16 protein-coding genes are annotated in these 17522 nt (G+C 61.2%); 6 read left to right on the forward strand and 10 right to left on the reverse strand.

The genetic code is table 11. From position 1 onward, the window contains the following. The first annotated feature begins 61 nt into the window (after window positions 1-61). The gene (locus tag ASD70_RS10510; protein ID WP_056846381.1) at window positions 62-823 is read left to right on the forward strand and encodes a YdcF family protein; all 762 of its coding nucleotides are present in this window, start codon (window positions 62-64) and stop codon (window positions 821-823) included. A gap of 125 nt (window positions 824-948) precedes the next feature. Here ASD70_RS10510 and lnt read toward each other — a convergent pair whose 3' ends face one another. The 5 genes from lnt to miaB form a co-directional block, all read right to left on the reverse strand. Beyond that, a complete protein-coding gene (lnt, locus tag ASD70_RS10515; protein WP_056846382.1) occupies window positions 949-2472 on the reverse strand; it encodes an apolipoprotein N-acyltransferase in 1524 nt (507 codons plus the stop codon). Between the two features lie 8 nt (window positions 2473-2480). Further along, window positions 2481-3320 (reverse strand): HlyC/CorC family transporter, encoded by an 840-nt coding sequence (locus ASD70_RS10520; RefSeq protein ID WP_005791724.1) that lies wholly within the window; start codon window positions 3318-3320, stop codon window positions 2481-2483. Window positions 3321-3362: 42 nt separating this feature from the next. Beyond that, window positions 3363-3821, reverse strand: a complete 459-nt coding sequence (gene ybeY, locus ASD70_RS10525; RefSeq protein ID WP_056846383.1) for an rRNA maturation RNase YbeY — start codon at window positions 3819-3821, stop codon at window positions 3363-3365. Further along, complete coding sequence (locus tag ASD70_RS10530) at window positions 3814-4818, reverse strand: PhoH family protein (protein WP_046069674.1); 1005 nt, start codon at window positions 4816-4818, stop codon at window positions 3814-3816. Before ASD70_RS10530 ends, ybeY begins: the two co-directional genes overlap by 8 nt. Before the next feature lie 127 nt (window positions 4819-4945). Further along, window positions 4946-6271 (reverse strand): tRNA (N6-isopentenyl adenosine(37)-C2)-methylthiotransferase MiaB, encoded by a 1326-nt coding sequence (gene miaB, locus ASD70_RS10535; RefSeq protein ID WP_056846384.1) that lies wholly within the window; start codon window positions 6269-6271, stop codon window positions 4946-4948. Window positions 6272-6401: 130 nt separating this feature from the next. Between miaB and ASD70_RS10540 the strand changes: the two genes are divergently transcribed. Further along, window positions 6402-6728, forward strand: coding sequence for a DUF1820 family protein (locus ASD70_RS10540; protein WP_003194436.1), 327 nt, complete (start codon window positions 6402-6404; stop codon window positions 6726-6728). A 41-nt stretch (window positions 6729-6769) separates the two neighbouring features. Here ASD70_RS10540 and ASD70_RS10545 read toward each other — a convergent pair whose 3' ends face one another. From ASD70_RS10545 to ASD70_RS10560, 4 genes are all read right to left on the reverse strand, one after another. Beyond that, on the reverse strand, window positions 6770-7324 hold the full coding sequence (locus tag ASD70_RS10545) for a tetratricopeptide repeat protein (protein ID WP_046069672.1): 555 nt from the start codon (window positions 7322-7324) through the stop codon (window positions 6770-6772). Window positions 7325-7550: 226 nt separating this feature from the next. Continuing rightward, the gene (gene hemL, locus ASD70_RS10550; RefSeq protein WP_005791703.1) at window positions 7551-8834 is read right to left on the reverse strand and encodes a glutamate-1-semialdehyde 2,1-aminomutase; all 1284 of its coding nucleotides are present in this window, start codon (window positions 8832-8834) and stop codon (window positions 7551-7553) included. An 11-nt stretch (window positions 8835-8845) separates the two neighbouring features. Continuing rightward, window positions 8846-9475 carry a thiamine phosphate synthase gene (gene thiE, locus ASD70_RS10555; RefSeq protein WP_056846385.1) on the reverse strand — a complete coding sequence of 210 codons (630 nt, stop codon included), beginning with the start codon at window positions 9473-9475 and terminating at the stop codon, window positions 8846-8848. 32 nt (window positions 9476-9507) lie between these two features. After that, window positions 9508-10305 carry a hydroxymethylpyrimidine/phosphomethylpyrimidine kinase gene (locus ASD70_RS10560; RefSeq protein ID WP_043047956.1) on the reverse strand — a complete coding sequence of 266 codons (798 nt, stop codon included), beginning with the start codon at window positions 10303-10305 and terminating at the stop codon, window positions 9508-9510. A gap of 275 nt (window positions 10306-10580) precedes the next feature. Between ASD70_RS10560 and ASD70_RS10565 the strand changes: the two genes are divergently transcribed. From ASD70_RS10565 to ASD70_RS10580, 4 genes are all read left to right on the forward strand, one after another. Then, on the forward strand, window positions 10581-12980 hold the full coding sequence (locus ASD70_RS10565; protein WP_056846387.1) for a hybrid sensor histidine kinase/response regulator: 2400 nt from the start codon (window positions 10581-10583) through the stop codon (window positions 12978-12980). A gap of 124 nt (window positions 12981-13104) precedes the next feature. Then, a complete protein-coding gene (locus tag ASD70_RS10570) occupies window positions 13105-14757 on the forward strand; it encodes an acyl-CoA dehydrogenase family protein (RefSeq protein ID WP_056846386.1) in 1653 nt (550 codons plus the stop codon). A gap of 222 nt (window positions 14758-14979) precedes the next feature. Then, on the forward strand, window positions 14980-16452 hold the full coding sequence (gene amn, locus ASD70_RS10575; protein ID WP_162252751.1) for an AMP nucleosidase: 1473 nt from the start codon (window positions 14980-14982) through the stop codon (window positions 16450-16452). Between the two features lie 72 nt (window positions 16453-16524). Next, window positions 16525-17160 (forward strand): pseudouridine synthase, encoded by a 636-nt coding sequence (locus ASD70_RS10580; RefSeq protein ID WP_046069667.1) that lies wholly within the window; start codon window positions 16525-16527, stop codon window positions 17158-17160. Here ASD70_RS10580 and ASD70_RS10585 read toward each other — a convergent pair. Further along, a complete protein-coding gene (locus tag ASD70_RS10585; RefSeq protein WP_025999909.1) occupies window positions 17155-17364 on the reverse strand; it encodes a DUF2788 domain-containing protein in 210 nt (69 codons plus the stop codon). The two genes, ASD70_RS10580 and ASD70_RS10585, sit on opposite strands and share 6 nt — an antisense overlap. Between the last annotated feature and the right edge of the window lie 158 nt (window positions 17365-17522).

Below are 17522 nucleotides of genomic sequence, written 5' to 3' on the forward strand. Positions count from 1 at the left end.
TGGTAAAGATTGTCGCTCAACCCCGTTGCATTTAGGCTTCGGGCATCTTAGGAGATGCCCGATGCCTTTTCGTTATTTCATTAAACAATTGTTGTTGCCGCCCGGTATTTTTTTACTGCTGTTGGCCTGTGCCTGGTGGTTTCGCCGTAGCCGCCCACGCCTGGCTGGCTTGTGTTTTGCCTTGGGGCTGGGTGGGATGTGGTTGATCAGCCTGCCGGTGATGGTGCAATGGGGCGCCCGTGCCCTCGAGACTGAACCGCCTTTGGCTCGCGAAGACTGGGCCACCCTGGCCCAGCGTGCCGATGCAATTGTGGTGCTGGGCTCGGGACGTGAACGTGGGGATATTGCCTGGGGCAGCGACCAGCCCACCGGCATTGGCTTGGAGCGTGAGCGTTATGCGGCGCGATTGGCGAAAGCGTCCGGGTTGCCAGTGCTGACCAGTGGCGGTTTGCACTACGGCACGCCACCCAGTGAAGCTGAACTGATGGCCGTGTCGATGCAGGATGACTTCGGTGTCAGCGTGCGCTGGAAGGAAGAGCGCAGTCGTACCACTTGGGAAAACGCCCAGATGAGCGCTGAGATTCTATTACCGCAAGGTATCAAGCGTGTGGTGGTGGTGACTCAAGCCTGGCACATGCCGCGTTCGGTGTGGAGCTTTGAGAAGGCCGGTTTCACTGTGGTGCCCGGGCCGGTGGGCTTTCTGGGCGTAGACCACGGCCGGCCGCTCGGCGGCTGGATGCCGGAGGTCAAGGCGGTGTGGCAGAGCGGGCAGTTGATCAATGAGGCGGTGGGGCAGGTGGGATACCGGGTGTTTTATCAGTAACACCGTAGGATAAAAATGTGGGAGGGGGCTTGCTCCCGATAGCAGTGTGTCAGTCAGTACATTTGATACTGACACTCTGCTATCGGGAGCAAGCCCCCTCCCACATTTGTTTGGTGTTTGTCCGGTTAAACGGTTTTGGACATCCGGCCAGCCAACAGCGCCCAGCCAAACAACCCCAGGCACACAATAATCAACGGCCACGAACGCCATTGCAGGTACGGCGTGAGGTTGTGCATCGGCACCACTTCACCGTAAAGAATGCCACGCTCGAATTGCGGGATCTGTGCGGTGATCTGCCCGAACGGGTTGATCAGCCCGGTCACGCCATTGTTGGTGGCGCGGATCATCCAGCGGCCCGCTTCCAGCGCACGCATCTGTGCCATTTGCAGGTGCTGCAACGGGCCGATAGAGCGCCCGAACCAGGTGTCGTTGCTGATGGTCAGCAGCAGGTCGCTCTGGGCCGACAGGCCGGCAGCGAATTCCGGGTACACCACTTCATAGCAAATGAACGGCGCTATCTGATAACCCTTGGCCTGGAGCATGGCTTGGTCCGATGGGCCGCGGGCAAAGTCCGACATAGGAAGGTCGAAGAAGGCAATCAGCCCGCGCAGCATGTCCTGCAGCGGTACGTACTCGCCAAACGGCACCAGTTTTTGCTTCAGGTACGTGCCGTCGCCTTCACCGACTACGGTGATGCCATTGTAGTAGCGCTTCTGGTGGTGCACTTCCTGGCGAATCGGCACGCCGGTGATCAACGCGGTATTCCGATCGGCGGCAAACTTGCCCATCATGCCCAGGTAGCCCTCGACGGACTCCTTGAGTACAGGTACTGCGGTTTCCGGCCATACCAGCAGGTCGACCCGCTTGGAGCTCAGGCTCATGTCGCGGTACAGCGCCAGTTGGGCATTGAGCTGCTCGGGGTCCCACTTCATGCTTTGTTCGACGTTGCCCTGGATCGCGGCCACGCTCAACGGGGCGCCCGAAGGCGAGGTCCAGGCGTGATGCTTGAGGGCCAGGCCGATGGCCCAGGGTGCTACCAGCAACACCAGACCCGCGCCGATGAAGGCATTGCGCTTGCTCGCCAACAGGCGCGGCAGGTTACACAGCAGCGCGGCAGTCAGTGCCAGGGCGAAGGAAATCAGCCACATCCCGCCCAGCGGCGCCAGGCCGGTCAACGGGCCGTCGAGTTGACTGTAGCCGGAGTACAACCAAGGGAAACCGGTGAGGAACCAGCCTCGAAACGCTTCCTGGCCGACCCACAGTGCTGCGAACGTCAGTGCATCCGCCAATGGCGCCTCATTGCGGCGCAGCCAGCGCGCCCATAGCCAGGCGGGCAGGGCGAAGAACCAGGCAATGGCGGCGGTGAACAACAGCATCAGGAACCCCGCCAGCAGCACCGAAGCGCCGCCGAAGTGGTGGATGCTGTAGTAGATCCAACTGGTGCCGGCACCAAACAGGCCGAAACCGAAACACCAGCCACGGCCCAGGGCCTGGCGGGGCGTCAGTTCGCGCAGGCCGATATAGAACAAACCGACCGCTACCAGCGCCAGCGGCCAGATATCGAACGGCGCCAGCGCCAGGGTAGTGATGGCGCCGGCCACCACGGCCAGCAGGTTACCGGGCCAGCCGGGGCGGTTCAGGCGCTGCATGTCATTCCTTAGCGGGCAATAGGTGTCAAACGGATCAGATGGATACGACGACTATCGGCATTCAAAATGCGGAAGCGATAGGCGCCAATCTCGGTGGTTTCGTTACGCTTGGGCAGATGCCCGAACGCACTCATCACCAGGCCGCCGACCGTGTCGAACTCGTCGTCGGAGAATTCGCTGTCGAAAAACTCGTTGAAGTTCTCGATCGGCGTCAGCGCCTTGACCAGGAAGTCACCGCTGGGCAGCGGCTTGATGTAGCTGTCTTCTTCGACGTCGTGCTCGTCTTCGATGTCGCCGACGATCTGTTCCAGTACGTCCTCGATGGTCACCAGGCCCGCCACGCCGCCGTATTCGTCGATCACAATGGCCATGTGATTGTGATTGGCGCGGAATTCACGCAGCAGCACATTCAGGCGCTTGGATTCAGGCACGAATGTGGCCGGACGCAGCAGGTCCTTGATGTTGAAGCTGTCGCCGTTTTCCTTGAGGATCAGCGGCAGCAGGTCCTTGGCTAACAGCACACCCATGACGTCGTCATGGCTTTCACCGATCACCGGGTAGCGCGAGTGCGCCGAGTCGATCACGGCCGGGAGGAATTCCCGTGGGGTCTGGGTCGCCTTGATGCTGATCATCTGCGAACGCGGGACCATGATGTCCCGTACTTGCAGGTCAGCCACCTGGATGGCGCCTTCGACGATGGCCAGCGCTTCGCTGTCCAGCAACTTGTTCTGGTGGGCCTCGCGCAGCAACTCCAGCAGCTCCTGGCGGTTTTTCGGCTCGTGGGCAAAAGCCTGGGTCAGTTTACCCAGCCATGACTTCTGCCCGTTGCTCGATCGGTCTTCGCTCATAGCGATTACTCTAAATCCTTTGATATGACAGTTGAGTGTTGATCAGCTTTCGTCGTCTGCGTACGGGTCGCGATGACCCAGTTCGGCAAGCAACGTTCGTTCCAGTGCTTCCATTTCCTCGGCTTCGTCATCGTCTATATGGTCGTAGCCCAAGAGATGCAAGCAGCCGTGGATGACTAGATGGGCCCAATGGGCCTCAAGTTCCTTGCGTTGTTCCTTCGCCTCGCGCTCGACCACTTCGACGCAGATCACCAGGTCGCCCAGCAACGGGATATCCAGCAGCTCGTCGGGTACGTCGGCAGGAAAGGACAGCACGTTGGTCGCGTAGTCTTTCTGGCGCCAGGTATGGTTCAGCTCGCGGCCTTCGGGCTCGTCCACCAGGCGAATGGTCAGTTCCGAGTCGGCGCTGCGCTGTCGCAGGGCCAGGGCGCACCACTGGCGGAACTGGGCTTCGCTGGGGGCGGGCGCTTCGGTGGCCAGCTGCAGGTCAAGCTCAAGCATCGCGGCGAACGTCCTTGGCCGGTGCGTCGTCCTTGTGGTCGAAACGCTCATAGGCTTCGACAATGCGCTGCACCAGAGGATGGCGCACCACGTCCTTGGGCATGAAGTGCGTAAAGCTGATGCCCGGCACGTCCTTGAGCACCTCGATCACCTGCGCCAGCCCGGACTTGGTGCCCTTGGGCAGGTCGACCTGGGTGACGTCACCAGTGATCACGGCGGTGGAACCGAAACCGATGCGGGTGAGGAACATTTTCATCTGCTCGACCGTGGTGTTCTGGCTTTCGTCGAGGATGATGAAGCTGTTGTTCAGCGTCCGCCCACGCATGTAGGCCAGCGGGGCGATCTCGATAACCTGGCGCTCGATCAGCTTGGCGACGTATTCAAAGCCGAGCATCTCGTAGAGTGCGTCGTAGAGCGGGCGCAGGTAAGGGTCGATTTTCTGGGCCAGGTCGCCGGGCAGGAAGCCAAGCTTTTCGCCGGCCTCGACCGCCGGGCGCACCAGCAGGATGCGTCGCACCTGCTCGCGCTCCAGGGCATCGACCGCACAGGCCACGGCCAGGTAGGTCTTGCCGGTACCGGCTGGGCCGATGCCGAAGTTGATGTCGTTGCCGAGGATTTCCTTGACGTACTTCTGCTGATTCAAGCCGCGTGGGCGAATCATGCCTTTTTTGGTACGCAGGGCCACGCTGGCTTCGGCCACCGGGTTGTTGGCCAGGTCTTCCACGGCGGACTCCTGCAGGTACAGGTGCACCGTTTCCGGCGACAGCTCACTGCCCTTGGTCTCGCGGTAGAGGCGACGCAGCAGGTTTTCTGCAGACGTGGTGTGTTGGGGTTCACCAATGAGTTCGAACTGATTGCCGCGGTTGCGGATCTCGATGCTCAGGCGTTGTTCGATCAGGCGCAGGTGCTCGTCGAACTGTCCGCACAGGTTGGCGAAACGGCGAGCCTCAAAAGGCTCGAGGAGAAAACGATGGGGTTCTGCTATGGGTGCGTTCAAGGTTGCTTTTAGCCGCCCTTTGGCTGATGAGGTGAGAGAGAGAATAACGCCAGTGGCGCGGGTACGAAAGCACTTACGTCATCGGAATGTTGCATTAGGCCCCTCCCACATTTTGATCTGCAAATTATTACACCAGAGACCCGCGCAGCGAGTGCGGTTGCGCCGCATCGATGTGCACATTGGCAAACTGGCCGATCAGGGTGGGGTCATCGCAACGGAAGTTGACGATGCGGTTGTTCTCGGTACGGCCCTGCAATTCACCCGGGTCCTTTTTCGAGTAATCCGTAACCAAGATGCGCTGGATCGAACCGACCATTTGTCGGCTGATCTCGAAACCCTGTTGGTTGAGGCGATGTTGCAGCGCGTTCAAACGCTCTTTTTTCAGCGCTTCCGGGGTTTCATCCGCCAAGTCCGCAGCCGGCGTGCCTGGGCGCTGGCTGTAGACAAACGAGTAGGAGAAGTCGAAACCGACGTCCTCGATCAACTTCATGGTCTGTTGGAAATCTTTTTCGGTTTCGCCCGGGAAGCCGACGATAAAGTCCGAACTGATGCAAATGCCCGGTACAGCGGCGCGCAACTTGCGCAGCTTGGATTTGTATTCCAGCGCCGTGTGGTTGCGCTTCATCGCCGACAGGATGCGGTCCGAGCCCGATTGCACCGGCAAGTGCAGGTGCTTGACCAACTCCGGCACTTCGGCGTGGGCCTGGATCAGGCTGTCGGAAAACTCCAGCGGGTGCGAGGTGGTGTAGCGAATGCGCTCGATGCCGTCGACGGCGGCGACCACGCGGATCAGCTCCGCCAGGTCGGCCAGGCGCCCGTCGTGGGTCAGGCCACGGTAGCCGTTGACGTTCTGGCCCAGCAGGGTCACTTCACGCACGCCGTTTTCAGCCAGGTGGATGATTTCCGATAGTACGTCGTCAAACGGCCGGCTGACTTCTTCACCGCGGGTGTAGGGCACCACACAGAAGGTGCAGTACTTGCTGCAGCCTTCCATCACCGACACGTAGGCGCTCGGCCCGTCGATGCGCGGTTCGGGCAGGTGGTCGAATTTCTCGATCTCCGGGAACGACACGTCCACCTGGGGCAGCTTGGTGATGCGTGCGGCGTCGATCATGTCAGGCAGGCGGTGCAGGGTTTGCGGGCCGAAGACCACGTCGACATAGGGCGCACGATCACGGATCGCAGCGCCTTCCTGGCTGGCCACGCACCCGCCGACGGCGATCACCATGTCCGGGTTGGCCAGTTTCAATTCGCGCCAGCGGCCCAGCTGGGAGTACACACGGTCCTGGGCCCGCTCGCGGATCGAGCAGGTATTGAGCAGGATCACGTCGGCATCTTCGGCGCGGGCGGTGACTTCCAGGGCCTGGTGTTCGCCCAGCAGGTCGACCATGCGCGAGCTGTCGTACTCGTTCATCTGGCAACCGTGGGTTTCGATATAAAGCTTCTTGGCCATGGGAATCGTCAACTGGTGGTAAAGAACCGCGCATTATAGGGGGCATGCCCATCGGTTCCTAGCGCTGCGCATCGGGTGCCATGCTATAGTTCGCGCCCTCTTTTATATCCCCATGTGTTCTGCGCCCACCATGACCAAACGTGAAGCTCCAATCTACAAGGTGATTTTCCTCAACCAGGGCCAGGTGTTCGAAATGTACGCCAAGCAGATCTATCAAAGTGATCTGTGGGGCTTCCTGGAAGTGGAAGAATTCGTCTTTGGCGAGCGCACCCAGTTGGTCGTCGACCCGGGCGAAGAAAAGCTCAAGGCCCAGTTCGAAGGCGTGGTGCGCAGTTTTGTGCCGATGCATTCGATCGTACGCATCGATGAAGTCGAGCGCCTGGGCACGCCGAAGATCAGCGAGGCGCGGGGCACTAGCAATGTCATGCCGTTTCCGATGCCGATGCCTGAGAAGTAGGGCGTTAGACCGATGGCAATAGAAGAAGGGGCTAGCCGAAATCAGGGCAGGGGTGAGAAGGGCGAGCGCCCATCGGCACTCTGCAGTTCCTGCAGGTAATTGCGGAAAATCTGCCCCAGCACCTGGGTAGCCACTTCCAGCTCATCGCGCTGCATGTGCTCGGCGACTTCGTCGGCAGTATCCAGTGCGTCTTCGGCGCCGTTGACCGCGGCCATTTTCAGCACGATGTACGCCTGCACGTTATTGGCCGGCACGCCTTCGCCGCGGAAGAACATGTTACCCAGTTGGAACTGCGCCTGGGCATGACCCTGCAACGAGGCTTTCTCGAAGTAGCTCAACGCTTTGTTGAGGTCGACGGCCGGGTTCTTGCTGTCGTGGTAGTACTCGCCCAACTCGTATTGCGCCTGCGCATCCCCGTCATCGGCCTGTTTCTGGCACGCGCTCAGCGCTTCGGCCTGGCTGTCTGGCTGGGTATTGAGGGTGCAACGACCCATCGCTGGGATTAACAACGAGTTGCCGCCTGCCTGGGCATGTGCCAGCAGTGGCTGAAGGAGCAACAGGCAGCCCAGAACCAGGGTGCGGCCGGTGCGTTTCATGGGAATCGACTTACCTCTGACGGGGCACGCGGACTCTCGGGGGAGTCCAATCAGCGCGCATTATGAAATAAGCAGGCCCCTGCTTACAAAGTCTTTACTCGTTTTTCTGCTGCTTGGGCAAGTTATCTGCCGGTTTGCAGGATAATTCTCGAAAAATGCAGGGAATATCTGTAGGCAAAGTAGCAAATCTGACGCTGCCCGGGGCAACGTCAGAGAATGCCGTTACTTATTTCAGGGCGGCGAAGGCGCGTTCGGCAGCATCGAGGGTCAGTTTCAGCTCGGCTTCGCCATGGGCGATCGAGGTGAACCCGGCTTCGAAGGCACTCGGCGCTAGGTACACGCCGCCTTCCAGCATCAGGTGGAAGAAGCGCTTGAACAGGTCGGCATCGCTGCCCATTACGTCATCAAAGGTGACGATATCGTCGGCGCCGCTGAAATACAGGCCGAACATGCCGCCAGCCTGGGTGGTGACAAACGGGATACCGGCGGCATCGGCGCGTTGTTGCAGGCCGTCGAGCAGGCGGGTGGTGTAGTCGGTCAGCTCGGCGTGGAAGCCCGGGCGGCTGATCAGGCGCAGGGTGGTCAGGCCGGCGGCCATTGCCAGCGGGTTACCCGACAAGGTGCCGGCCTGGTACACCGGGCCCAGAGGGGCGATGTGCTGCATGATTTCGCGCTTGCCGCCGAAGCAGCCCACCGGCATGCCGCCGCCGATGATCTTGCCGAAGGTGCTCAGGTCCGGCGTAACGCCGTAGTGCGCCTGGGCGCCGCCGAGGGCGACACGGAAACCGGTCATCACTTCGTCGAAGATCAGTACCACGCCGTGTTTGTCGCACTGCTCGCGCAGACCCTCAAGGAAACCCGGGGCCGGCGGTACGCAGTTCATATTGCCGGCAACCGGCTCGACGATAATGCACGCCACGTCCTGGCCGACTTCGCTGAGCATCTGCTCGACGGCGGCGATGTCGTTGAACGGCAGGGTCAGGGTGTGCTTGGCAAAGGCTGCCGGCACACCGGCAGAGTTCGGCACGCCCTGGGTCAGCGCGCCGGAGCCGGCTTTCACCAGCAGGCTGTCGGAATGGCCGTGGTAGCAGCCTTCGAACTTGATGATGTTGTCGCGGCCGGTGAAACCACGGGCCAGGCGGATGGCGCTCATGGTGGCCTCGGTGCCGGAGCTGACCATGCGCACCATTTCCATCGACGGCACGATCGAGCAGACCAGGTCGGCCATCTCGGTTTCCATGGCGGTCGGTGCGCCGTAGGACAAGCCGTGTTGCAGCTGCTGGCGCACTGCGTCCAGTACGTCCGGGTGGCTGTGGCCGAGGATCATCGGGCCCCAGGAGCCGACGTAGTCGACATAGCGCTTGTCATCTTCGTCGGTGACATAGGCGCCTTCGGCATGTTTGAAGAACAACGGCGTGCCGCCCACGCTCTTGAACGCACGCACGGGGGAGTTCACACCGCCGGGGATGTGCTTCTGGGCATTGGCAAACAGGGTTTCGGAACGGGACATGATCGGGCTCTCTAAGCTGAATATTTAAGAAGGTCGTTGAAGGCGCGGGCGCGGCGCGTGACGTCCTGGGTGCTGTCGGCACCGAACAGGCCGTGCACCACCGCCAGCAGGTCGGCACCGTGGGCCACCAGCGGTTCGGCGTTGTCCAGGGTGACGCCGCCGATCACGCAGATCGGCAGCTGCAAGCGCCTGCGGGCCTGGGCCAGCATTTCAACGGTGGCGGCAGGCGCGCCGGGTTTGGTCGTGGAATTGAAGAAGCGACCGAAGGCGACATAACTGGCGCCTTCCTTGGCGGCCTGTTCGGCCAGTTCGATCTGGCCGTGGCAAGTGGCGCCGATGATCGCCTTGGAGCCCAGCAGTGCACGGGCCGGGGTCAATGGGCCGTCGGTCTGGCCCAAGTGCACGCCAACGCCCAGGCGTGCAGCCAGCTCGGCGTCGTCGTTGATGATCAATTGGGTTTTATAGCGTGAACACAGTTCGTGCAGTTTTTCCGCTTCACGCAGGCGCCGCGCGTCGTCGCCTCTTTTGTCACGGTACTGCAACAAGGTCACGCCACCTTCCAGTGCTGCCTCGACGTAGGCGAGGAACTTGCCGGCCAAGAGCTGGCTGTCGGTAATGGCGTAAAGGCCACGTAGTTTCATCGGGCAAGCCCCTTGCTGTGACAAGCGATAAGTTACGAGCAGAAATCCAGCGGCAACCGACGCGGCACGTACTGGCCCTGGCCGAGTTGCTCGGCGTCACGCAGGGTGCGCCAGGTATAGTTGAGGGCCGATTGCACGGCGCTGGCCAAGCCTTCGCCCTGTGCGATGCGCCCGGCCAATGCACTGGCCAAGGTGCAGCCCGAACCGTGATAGCTGCCTGGCAAGCGCTGGCAGGTAAAGGTGCGGCGCGTGCCGTCGCGGCTGTACAGGCGGTTGTGCACTTCATGCTCGTCGCCATGGCCACCAGTGATCAGCAGGTGCTTGATGTACGGCAACAGCTTCTCGGCGCACTCGTCCGCGCTGCCGTCGGGCAACTCGGCGAGGATGCGGGCTTCCGGCAGGTTGGGCGTGGCGATCAACGACAGTGGCAACAGCCGTTCGCGCATCGCGTAGCCGACTTCGTCCTTGCCCAGGCTACCGCCGCCGCCGGCGCGCAGCACCGGGTCGCAGACCACCGGCAGATGCGGGTGCGCCTGCAGCAGTTCGACCACGGTATCGACCATCGCGGTGGAGCCGAGCATGCCCAGCTTGACTGCCGCCACTTCGGAGTCACTGAGCACGGCATTGGCCTGGGCCATGACCCACTCGCGGTCAAGCACGCGGAAGTCACTGACATTGACCGTATTCTGCACGGTCAGGGCGGTGACGGCCGCAGCGGCGTGGCAGCCCTGGGCGAGCAGGGCTTCGATATCTGCCTGCAGGCCGGCGCCACCACTGGGGTCGTGGCCGGAGAGACAGAGGACAACGGGGCGAGAGCTGTAGATATTCATGGTGCGCGAGCTTACCACCAAACGCTTTTGGCGTGGCCGTCTGGCGATGGTTGAAGTCTGCCCGCAGTTACGACGTTTTTCTGCGGCTCGAACCTGCGGTTTAAATGCTGAAAGCCTCGATCCAGAGCCTTTCAAAAAAATATTTCAATGCTGTCCAATGGCCTTTAATGGCTATGCTAAAGTGCATCCAAACAACTTACTGTATCGCCGGTGTACGTCTTCTCAAAAGGAATGGGGGGCTTTTGACACAGCCGGACAGGCCACGCTGGGGCTTTATGCGCTATTTGCTGATCTTTATCTTGTGCGGGCTGCCGATGCTTGCCGGCGCCGTCGAGTTCAACCCGGACACGCGAAGCCTGCCGCTTGGCCAGGTCATGCAAGTGCTCGAAGATCCCACCGATACCCTCACCATCGCCGATGTCAGCTCCCCCGCCTACGCCGCACAGTTCAAGACCCATGACAAAGCCACCCTCAACGCCGGCTATTCGCGCTCGGTGTTCTGGCTCAAGCTCAACCTGCATTACACTGCCAAGGATCCCCGTGCACCACGCGCCTGGTTTCTGGAGCTGGCCTACCCGCCGCTCAATCGCCTGGACCTCTACCAGAGCGACAGCGCCGGTTACTACCGGCTGACCGCCCGCACCGGCAGCGCCTTGCCGTTTTCCAGCCGTGAGGTGAGCCAGAGCAACTACTTGTTCAAGCTCAACTTCCTGCCCGACCAGCAACAGACCCTCTACTTGCGCCTGCAAAGCCAGGGCTCGATCCAGGCGCCGTTGACGTTATGGGCGGGTACGGCATACCTGGAAGAACAGCCGCTGCGCTTGTATGTGCTTGGGGCGATCTATGGTGTGTTACTGGGCATGTTGATCTACAACCTGTTCATCTATCTGAGCGTGCGCGACACCAGCTACCTTTATTACATCCTCTATATCGCATCGTTCGGTTTGTACCAGCTCTCGGTCAACGGCGTCGCGGTGCAGTACTTCTGGCCCAACAACCCGTGGTGGGCGAACGCGGCGGTGCCGTTCCTGATCGGTTCGGCGGCGTTGTTCGGCAGCCTGTTCGCCCGCAGCTTCCTGCATACCGCGCAGCACAGTCGCTGGATCAACCGGATGCTGCTGGCGCTGGCGGCCTGTGGTGGGTTGGTGATGGCGCTGGCGCTGCTGACCAGCTACGCCGTGGCCCTGCGCCTGGCCACGGGCCTGGCGCTGGTATTTACCGTGACCATTTTTGTCGCCGCCATCAAGGCCTGGTACTGCGGGCAGCGTATGGCGCGCTACTTCATCATCGCCTGGTCGGCGTTCCTGCTTGGCGGGGTGGTCAACACCCTGATGGTGCTGGGTTACCTGCCTAACGTGTTCCTGACCATGTATGCCAGCCAGATCGGCTCGGCTATTGAAGTGGCGCTGCTGTCCCTGGCCCTGGCCGACCGCATCAACGGCATGCGTGAGCAGCAGGCGCAAATCCTCCTCGACGCCAGCCAGAAGCTGGAGGCGCTCAACCAGCAACTGGCCCGCAGTAATCGCCTCAAAGATGAATTCCTCGCCACCCTGACCCACGAACTGCGCACGCCGATGAACGGTGTGATCGGTTCTCTGGAGCTGATGCAGACCGTCCCCCTGACCGATGACCTGGCGCAGTACCAACAAACCGCCGCCGGCTCGGCGCGGGACATGATGCGCATGGTCAACGGCATCCTCACCCTGACCGAATTGCAGGCCGGCCGCCTGGTGGCACAGCCCCAAGTGTTCAGCCTGCGTGGGGCGCTTGATACTGCGCGCCAGCAGTTCACCGCCAGTGCCCAAGCCAAGGGCCTGGAGTTTTCCATCGACGTCGCGGATGAACTGCCGGACCGGGTCATCGGCGATGCGGGCAAGCTGCTCCAATGCCTGGATTGCCTGTTGGACAATGCGTTCAAATTTACCCACATCGGCGTTGTGCGCTTGCGTGTGGTCGGTGTGCCTCAAGCGGATGGCGGATTGCACCTGAGCTTTATCGTGAGCGACACCGGTATCGGTTTTGCCTTTCTCGACGAGGCCACGCTGTATCAGCGCTTCTTCCAACTCGACGGCTCGACGACCCGCGAATACGGGGGCCTGGGCATTGGCTTGGCGATTTGCCGGCAGTTGATTGAACTGCAGGGCGGGCGTTTGACCCATCATTCGGAGCCGCGCAAAGGCAGCCGCTTCCAGTTGGAAGTGGACGTCGGCCTTGCGCCTGCGCAACCCAAGCAGCGCGCGCCGGGGCCCCACGCCCAACGTTTGCCCCATGAATGCAAGGTGCTGCTGGTGGACGACAACAGCGTGGGCCAGTTGGCGGTGCGTGGCATGCTGCTCAAACTGGGCTACCAGGTCAAAACCGTGGATAACGGCCCGGCCGCACTGGCAGAACTGCAAGGTGAGCGTTTTGATGCAGTACTGCTGGACGTACCTGAAGGTGGTTTCTCGTTGTGCTGTCAGATTCGTGCTTTGCCCGGCTGCGGTGAGTTGCCGGTGATCGCCCTGACTACCTCGCCCGATGGGCCGGAACGTGAGCGTTGCCACGGTATCGGCATGACTGATCGCCTGGCCAAACCCCTGCGTTTCGACGCCTTGCAGGCCGTGCTGGAGCGCCATGTGCTGTGCACGACAGAGGGCGAAAGCGCCGAACATTCGGCGGGTATGCCACTTTTTTGAGCGTGAGGTCGGTGCTTAACTGAAATAACCGGCCTCAATCGAACGGTGCCTTGTGTAGGCGCGAGCAAGCTTGCTCCTACAGACAGCCTGAAATCGATGTGGCCTTATCTCCAAGAGGCCCGTCATGAACCTGCATCAGTTTGCTGAAACCCACGACGTCATCAACCAGCCACCGTCCCTGGACGGCACCAACCTTTACCGCATCGATCTGCCCCTGCAAGAATGGTCGCGCCGCTTTGGCGCTGGCTGGGCGCAATCGCGTATCGATGCCTACGGTGCACTGGCCGGTGGGCCGTTGATGGAAGCCGGGTTCCTGGCGAACCAGAACAAACCGGTGTTCAGCAGTCATGACCGTTATGGTCATCGCATCGACCTGGTGGAATTTCACCCGGCCTATCACGAGCTGATGCGCACCGCCGTCGAGCATGGCCTACCGTCGTTGCCCTGGGCTGATCCGCAATCCGGCGCCCATGTGGCGCGTGCGGCGATGACCTACCTGCACAGCCAGGCCGAAGCCGGTACCGGTTGTCCGTTGACCATGACCTTCGCCTGCGTCCCGGCCCTGCGTTTGCAACCGGAGCTGGCGGACCTCTGGTTGCCGAAGATCCTCAATACCCAATACGACCCGCGCAATGTCGGTATCGCCCACAAGGCCGGCGCCACCATCGGCATGGCCATGACCGAGAAGCAGGGCGGCACCGACGTGCGCGCCAACACCACTCGCGCTTACCCCGTGGGCGCGGGCGGCCCCGGCCAGGCCTACGAACTGGTGGGCCACAAGTGGTTCTGCTCGGCGCCGATGTGCGATGCCTTCCTGACCCTGGCCCAGACCGACAAGGGCCTGACCTGTTTCCTGCTGCCCCGGCACCGCCCGGATGACACGCGCAACGAGTTCTATATCCAGCGTTTGAAGAACAAACTCGGCAACTGCTCCAATGCCTCCAGCGAAGTGGAGTTTCGCGGCGCCCTGGCCTGGATGGTCGGCGAAGAAGGCCGAGGCGTACCGACCATCATCGAAATGGTCGCCATGACCCGCTTCGATTGCATGGTCGGCTCCAGCGCCTTGATGCGCCAGGCGCTGACCCAGGCCAGCCATCACTGTGCCCACCGTTTAGTCGGTGGCCGCGTACTCGGCGAACAACCACTGATGCAAAACGTCTTGGCCGACCTGGCCCTGGAAAGCGAAGCGGCCCTGGCCTTGAGCCTTCGCATGGGCCGCGCGCTGGATCATCTTGATAATGAGCAGGAAGCCAAGTTCGCCCGGCTGGTCACGGCGGTGGGCAAGTATTGGATCTGCAAGCGTGCGCCCGCGATGATCAACGAAGCCGCCGAATGCATGGGCGGTGCCGGGTATGTGGAGGACAGCATCCTGCCGCGCCTGTACCGTGAGGCACCAGTGAATTCAACGTGGGAAGGCTCAGGTAACGTGCAGTGCCTGGACGTGTTGCGCGCATTGTCGAAAGAGCCGGGCGTGCTGGAGGCGCTGTTTGTCGAACTGGGCGATGGGCATGGCGACCAGCTGTTGACGCGGCATATCGAGCAACTGAAGTCGGCTTTTATGGACACCCAGGACATTCAGTACCGCGCACGGCAGCTGACTGAGGATATCGCCGTGGCGTTGCAGGCCAAGTTGTTGTTGGAGGCCGGGAATGCGGCGGTCAGCGATGGGTTTATCGCCAGCCGGTTGGGCGAATCGTCGGGGCGTGTGTACGGTACCTTGCCGCGAGGGGTGGATGTAGACGCCATAGTCGCGCGCTCAACCCCGCCATCCCCCTGAATAAACACGGTCAACTGTAGGAGCGAGCTTGCTCGCGAAAAACGTCAACGATAACGCGTACTTTCTGAATAAACGCGGCGCCTATGGGTTTCTCGCGAGCAAGCTCGCTCCTACATGGTATTAGGGCTTGTCACCTTCACATTTTAAAATGCATTCCAATCCTGGTGTTTCGGTGAAGCCTGGATACAGGCAAGATAAAGGTCTGCAAGTCCAGAACACAGGATGCTTACCGTGACCGAAGCTTTTGTTGTCGTTAAAACCGCCGAAGAGGCCGTGGACCGGCTGGCGGCCCTGCATGAGCGTGCTACCAGTGCGCTCAATCAAGCCCTCAAGCAATACCTCAAGGATCGCATCGAGCCCGACGCCGCACAACGCGCGCTGTTTCGCTACCCGGAACTACGCCTGACCTACCACTGCCATGGCGAAGTCCCACAGACTACCCGGGCATATGCCAAGGTCCAGTTACCCGGCACCTACAGCGTCACCGTGACCCACCCGGCCGCGTTCCGTAAGTACTTGCTCGAACAATTGGTGCCGCTGATGCACGATTTCACCGTGACGGTGGAAGTGGGCGTCAGCCAGCAGAACATCCCTTACCCCTACGTGGTCGAGCAGGGCGACGAACTGGCCGGTTCCGGCGTAACTGCCGCGACCCTGGCCCGGGTCTTCCCCAGTACCGACCTGTCCGCCGCCACCGATGGCATCGCCGACGGTCTCTACGACTGGGAAAACACCGACCCGCTGCCCTTGGCGCTGTTCGATGCGGCCCGCGTGGATTTTTCCCTGCGTCGTCTGGTGCACTACACCGGCAGCGACTGGCGCCATGTACAGCCGTGGATCCTGCTGACCAACTACCATCGCTACGTTGACCAGTTCATCCTGCACGGCCTGGAGCAACTGCGCAGCGACCCACGGTTTATCCGCATGGTGTTGCCGGGCAACGTGGTGATCGACAAGAGCATGGACCACGGCGAGGCCTCGGCGATTGCCGCAGGCGTGGTCTGGCACCGCTACCAGATGCCGGCCTACCATCTGCAAGCCAGCGATGGCCACGGCGTGACGCTGGTGAATATCGGCGTCGGCCCATCCAACGCCAAGAACATCACCGACCACCTGGCGGTGCTGCGCCCGCATTGCTGGCTGATGATCGGCCACTGCGGCGGCCTGCGCCAATCCCAGACCATCGGTGACTACGTACTGGCTCACGCCTATATGCGTCGTGACGGCATTCTTGATCGTGTGGTGCCGCCGAACATCCCGATCCCGGCCCTGGCCGAGGTGCAGTTGGCCCTTCAGCAAGCCGCGGCGAATGTTACTGGCGAAAAAGGTGAAGAACTGAAAAAACGCCTGCGCACCGGCACCGTGCTGACCTACGACGATCGCAACTGGGAACTGCGCTGGGCCCAGGAACGTCCGTTGATCAACCTGTCCCGTGCCGTGGCCGTGGACATGGAAAGTGGCACCATCGCTGCCCAGGGTTACCGTCTGCGCGTGCCCTATGGCACCTTGTTATGCGTATCGGACAAACCCCTGCACAGCGAGATCAAGCTGCCGGGTTCGGCCAACGCGTTTTATGAACGTGCGGTCAGCCAGCACCTGAAAATCGGCATCGAGGCGGTCGATCTGTTGCGCACCGAACTGAACTCGTTGCACTCGCGTAAATTGCGCAGCTTCGACGAGCCGCCGTTCCGCTAAGCGGTTGGGATGGTCATTTGGCGGTCAGGCCACTAGCATTGTCGGTCCTGACCGCTGGATTTTCCTTTTGCCATGCCCCGTCCTACCCGACCTGATTCACGCCGCCCTGGCGTGAAACCTCCACATGCCGCTGCCCGTCGTGTCGCCAAGGCGCCACCGTCCGAGCCGAAGCTGATCCTGTTCAATAAACCGTTCGACGTGCTGACCCAGTTCAGCGACGAAAGTGGGCGTGCGACCCTCAAGGACTTTATCGACATTCCCGGCATTTACCCGGCGGGGCGCCTGGACCGTGACAGCGAAGGCCTGCTGTTGCTGACCAATGACGGTCAGTTGCAGGCACGTATTGCCGACCCCAAGCACAAGCTGGCGAAAACCTATTGGGTGCAGGTGGAAGGCGAGCCGACGCAAGAACAGCTGCAACGCCTGCGCGATGGCGTGGAACTCAATGACGGCATGACCTTGCCTGCCGAGGCGCGGCTACTGGATGAACCCGCGTTATGGCCGCGCAACCCGCCGGTACGCTTTCGCAAAAGTGTGCCGACCCATTGGCTGGAGCTGGTCATTCGCGAAGGGCGTAACCGCCAGGTCCGGCGCATGACCGCGGCGGTGGGCCTGCCGACGTTAAGACTGGTGCGCGTGCGCATTGGTGATTGGTCTATCGATGGCCTGGATCAGGGCCAATGGAAGGCAGTACCGGCGCGTTTATAGAGCGCCGGACTCGATCAGGCCGATCACCACGCTCTTGATGATGAACGCGGCCACGCCCAGGCCCAGCACGAAGAACAGGATGAACGAACCAAAGCGCCCTGCCTTGGATTTCTTTGCCAGGTCCCAGACGATGAAGCCCATGAAAATAATGAGGATGGTGACCAGGCCGGTCATCATCCATTCTTCAAACAGGGCGGGGTCGATGTTGTTCATGGGACTCTTCCAGCAAGACAAGCGAGCAGTATACGGCAGCGTCACAGACGCAACATTGACTTGAGTCGTACGCGGTCAAAATGTGGGAGGGGGCTTGCTCCGCCTTCTGTAGGAGCGAGCAAGCTCGCTCCTACAGAAGGCGGAGCAAG

Source organism: Pseudomonas sp. Root569 (genome assembly GCF_001427465.1).
Classification (GTDB): Bacteria; Pseudomonadota; Gammaproteobacteria; order Pseudomonadales; family Pseudomonadaceae; genus Aquipseudomonas; species Aquipseudomonas synxantha.

Coding starts and splice junctions, on each gene's coding strand:
- ASD70_RS10510 (WP_056846381.1), top strand. CDS start 62: ATGCCTTTTCGTTATTTCATTAAACAATTGTTGTTGCCGCCCGGTATT.
- lnt (WP_056846382.1), bottom strand. CDS start 2,472: ATGCAGCGCCTGAACCGCCCCGGCTGGCCCGGTAACCTGCTGGCCGTG.
- ASD70_RS10520 (WP_005791724.1), bottom strand. CDS start 3,320: ATGAGCGAAGACCGATCGAGCAACGGGCAGAAGTCATGGCTGGGTAAA.
- ybeY (WP_056846383.1), bottom strand. CDS start 3,821: ATGCTTGAGCTTGACCTGCAGCTGGCCACCGAAGCGCCCGCCCCCAGC.
- miaB (WP_056846384.1), bottom strand. CDS start 6,271: ATGGCCAAGAAGCTTTATATCGAAACCCACGGTTGCCAGATGAACGAG.
- ASD70_RS10540 (WP_003194436.1), top strand. CDS start 6,402: ATGACCAAACGTGAAGCTCCAATCTACAAGGTGATTTTCCTCAACCAG.
- ASD70_RS10545 (WP_046069672.1), bottom strand. CDS start 7,324: ATGAAACGCACCGGCCGCACCCTGGTTCTGGGCTGCCTGTTGCTCCTT.
- hemL (WP_005791703.1), bottom strand. CDS start 8,834: ATGTCCCGTTCCGAAACCCTGTTTGCCAATGCCCAGAAGCACATCCCC.
- thiE (WP_056846385.1), bottom strand. CDS start 9,475: ATGAAACTACGTGGCCTTTACGCCATTACCGACAGCCAGCTCTTGGCC.
- ASD70_RS10560 (WP_043047956.1), bottom strand. CDS start 10,305: ATGAATATCTACAGCTCTCGCCCCGTTGTCCTCTGTCTCTCCGGCCAC.
- ASD70_RS10565 (WP_056846387.1), top strand. CDS start 10,581: ATGCGCTATTTGCTGATCTTTATCTTGTGCGGGCTGCCGATGCTTGCC.
- ASD70_RS10570 (WP_056846386.1), top strand. CDS start 13,105: ATGAACCTGCATCAGTTTGCTGAAACCCACGACGTCATCAACCAGCCA.
- amn (WP_162252751.1), top strand. CDS start 14,980: ATGCTTACCGTGACCGAAGCTTTTGTTGTCGTTAAAACCGCCGAAGAG.
- ASD70_RS10580 (WP_046069667.1), top strand. CDS start 16,525: ATGCCCCGTCCTACCCGACCTGATTCACGCCGCCCTGGCGTGAAACCT.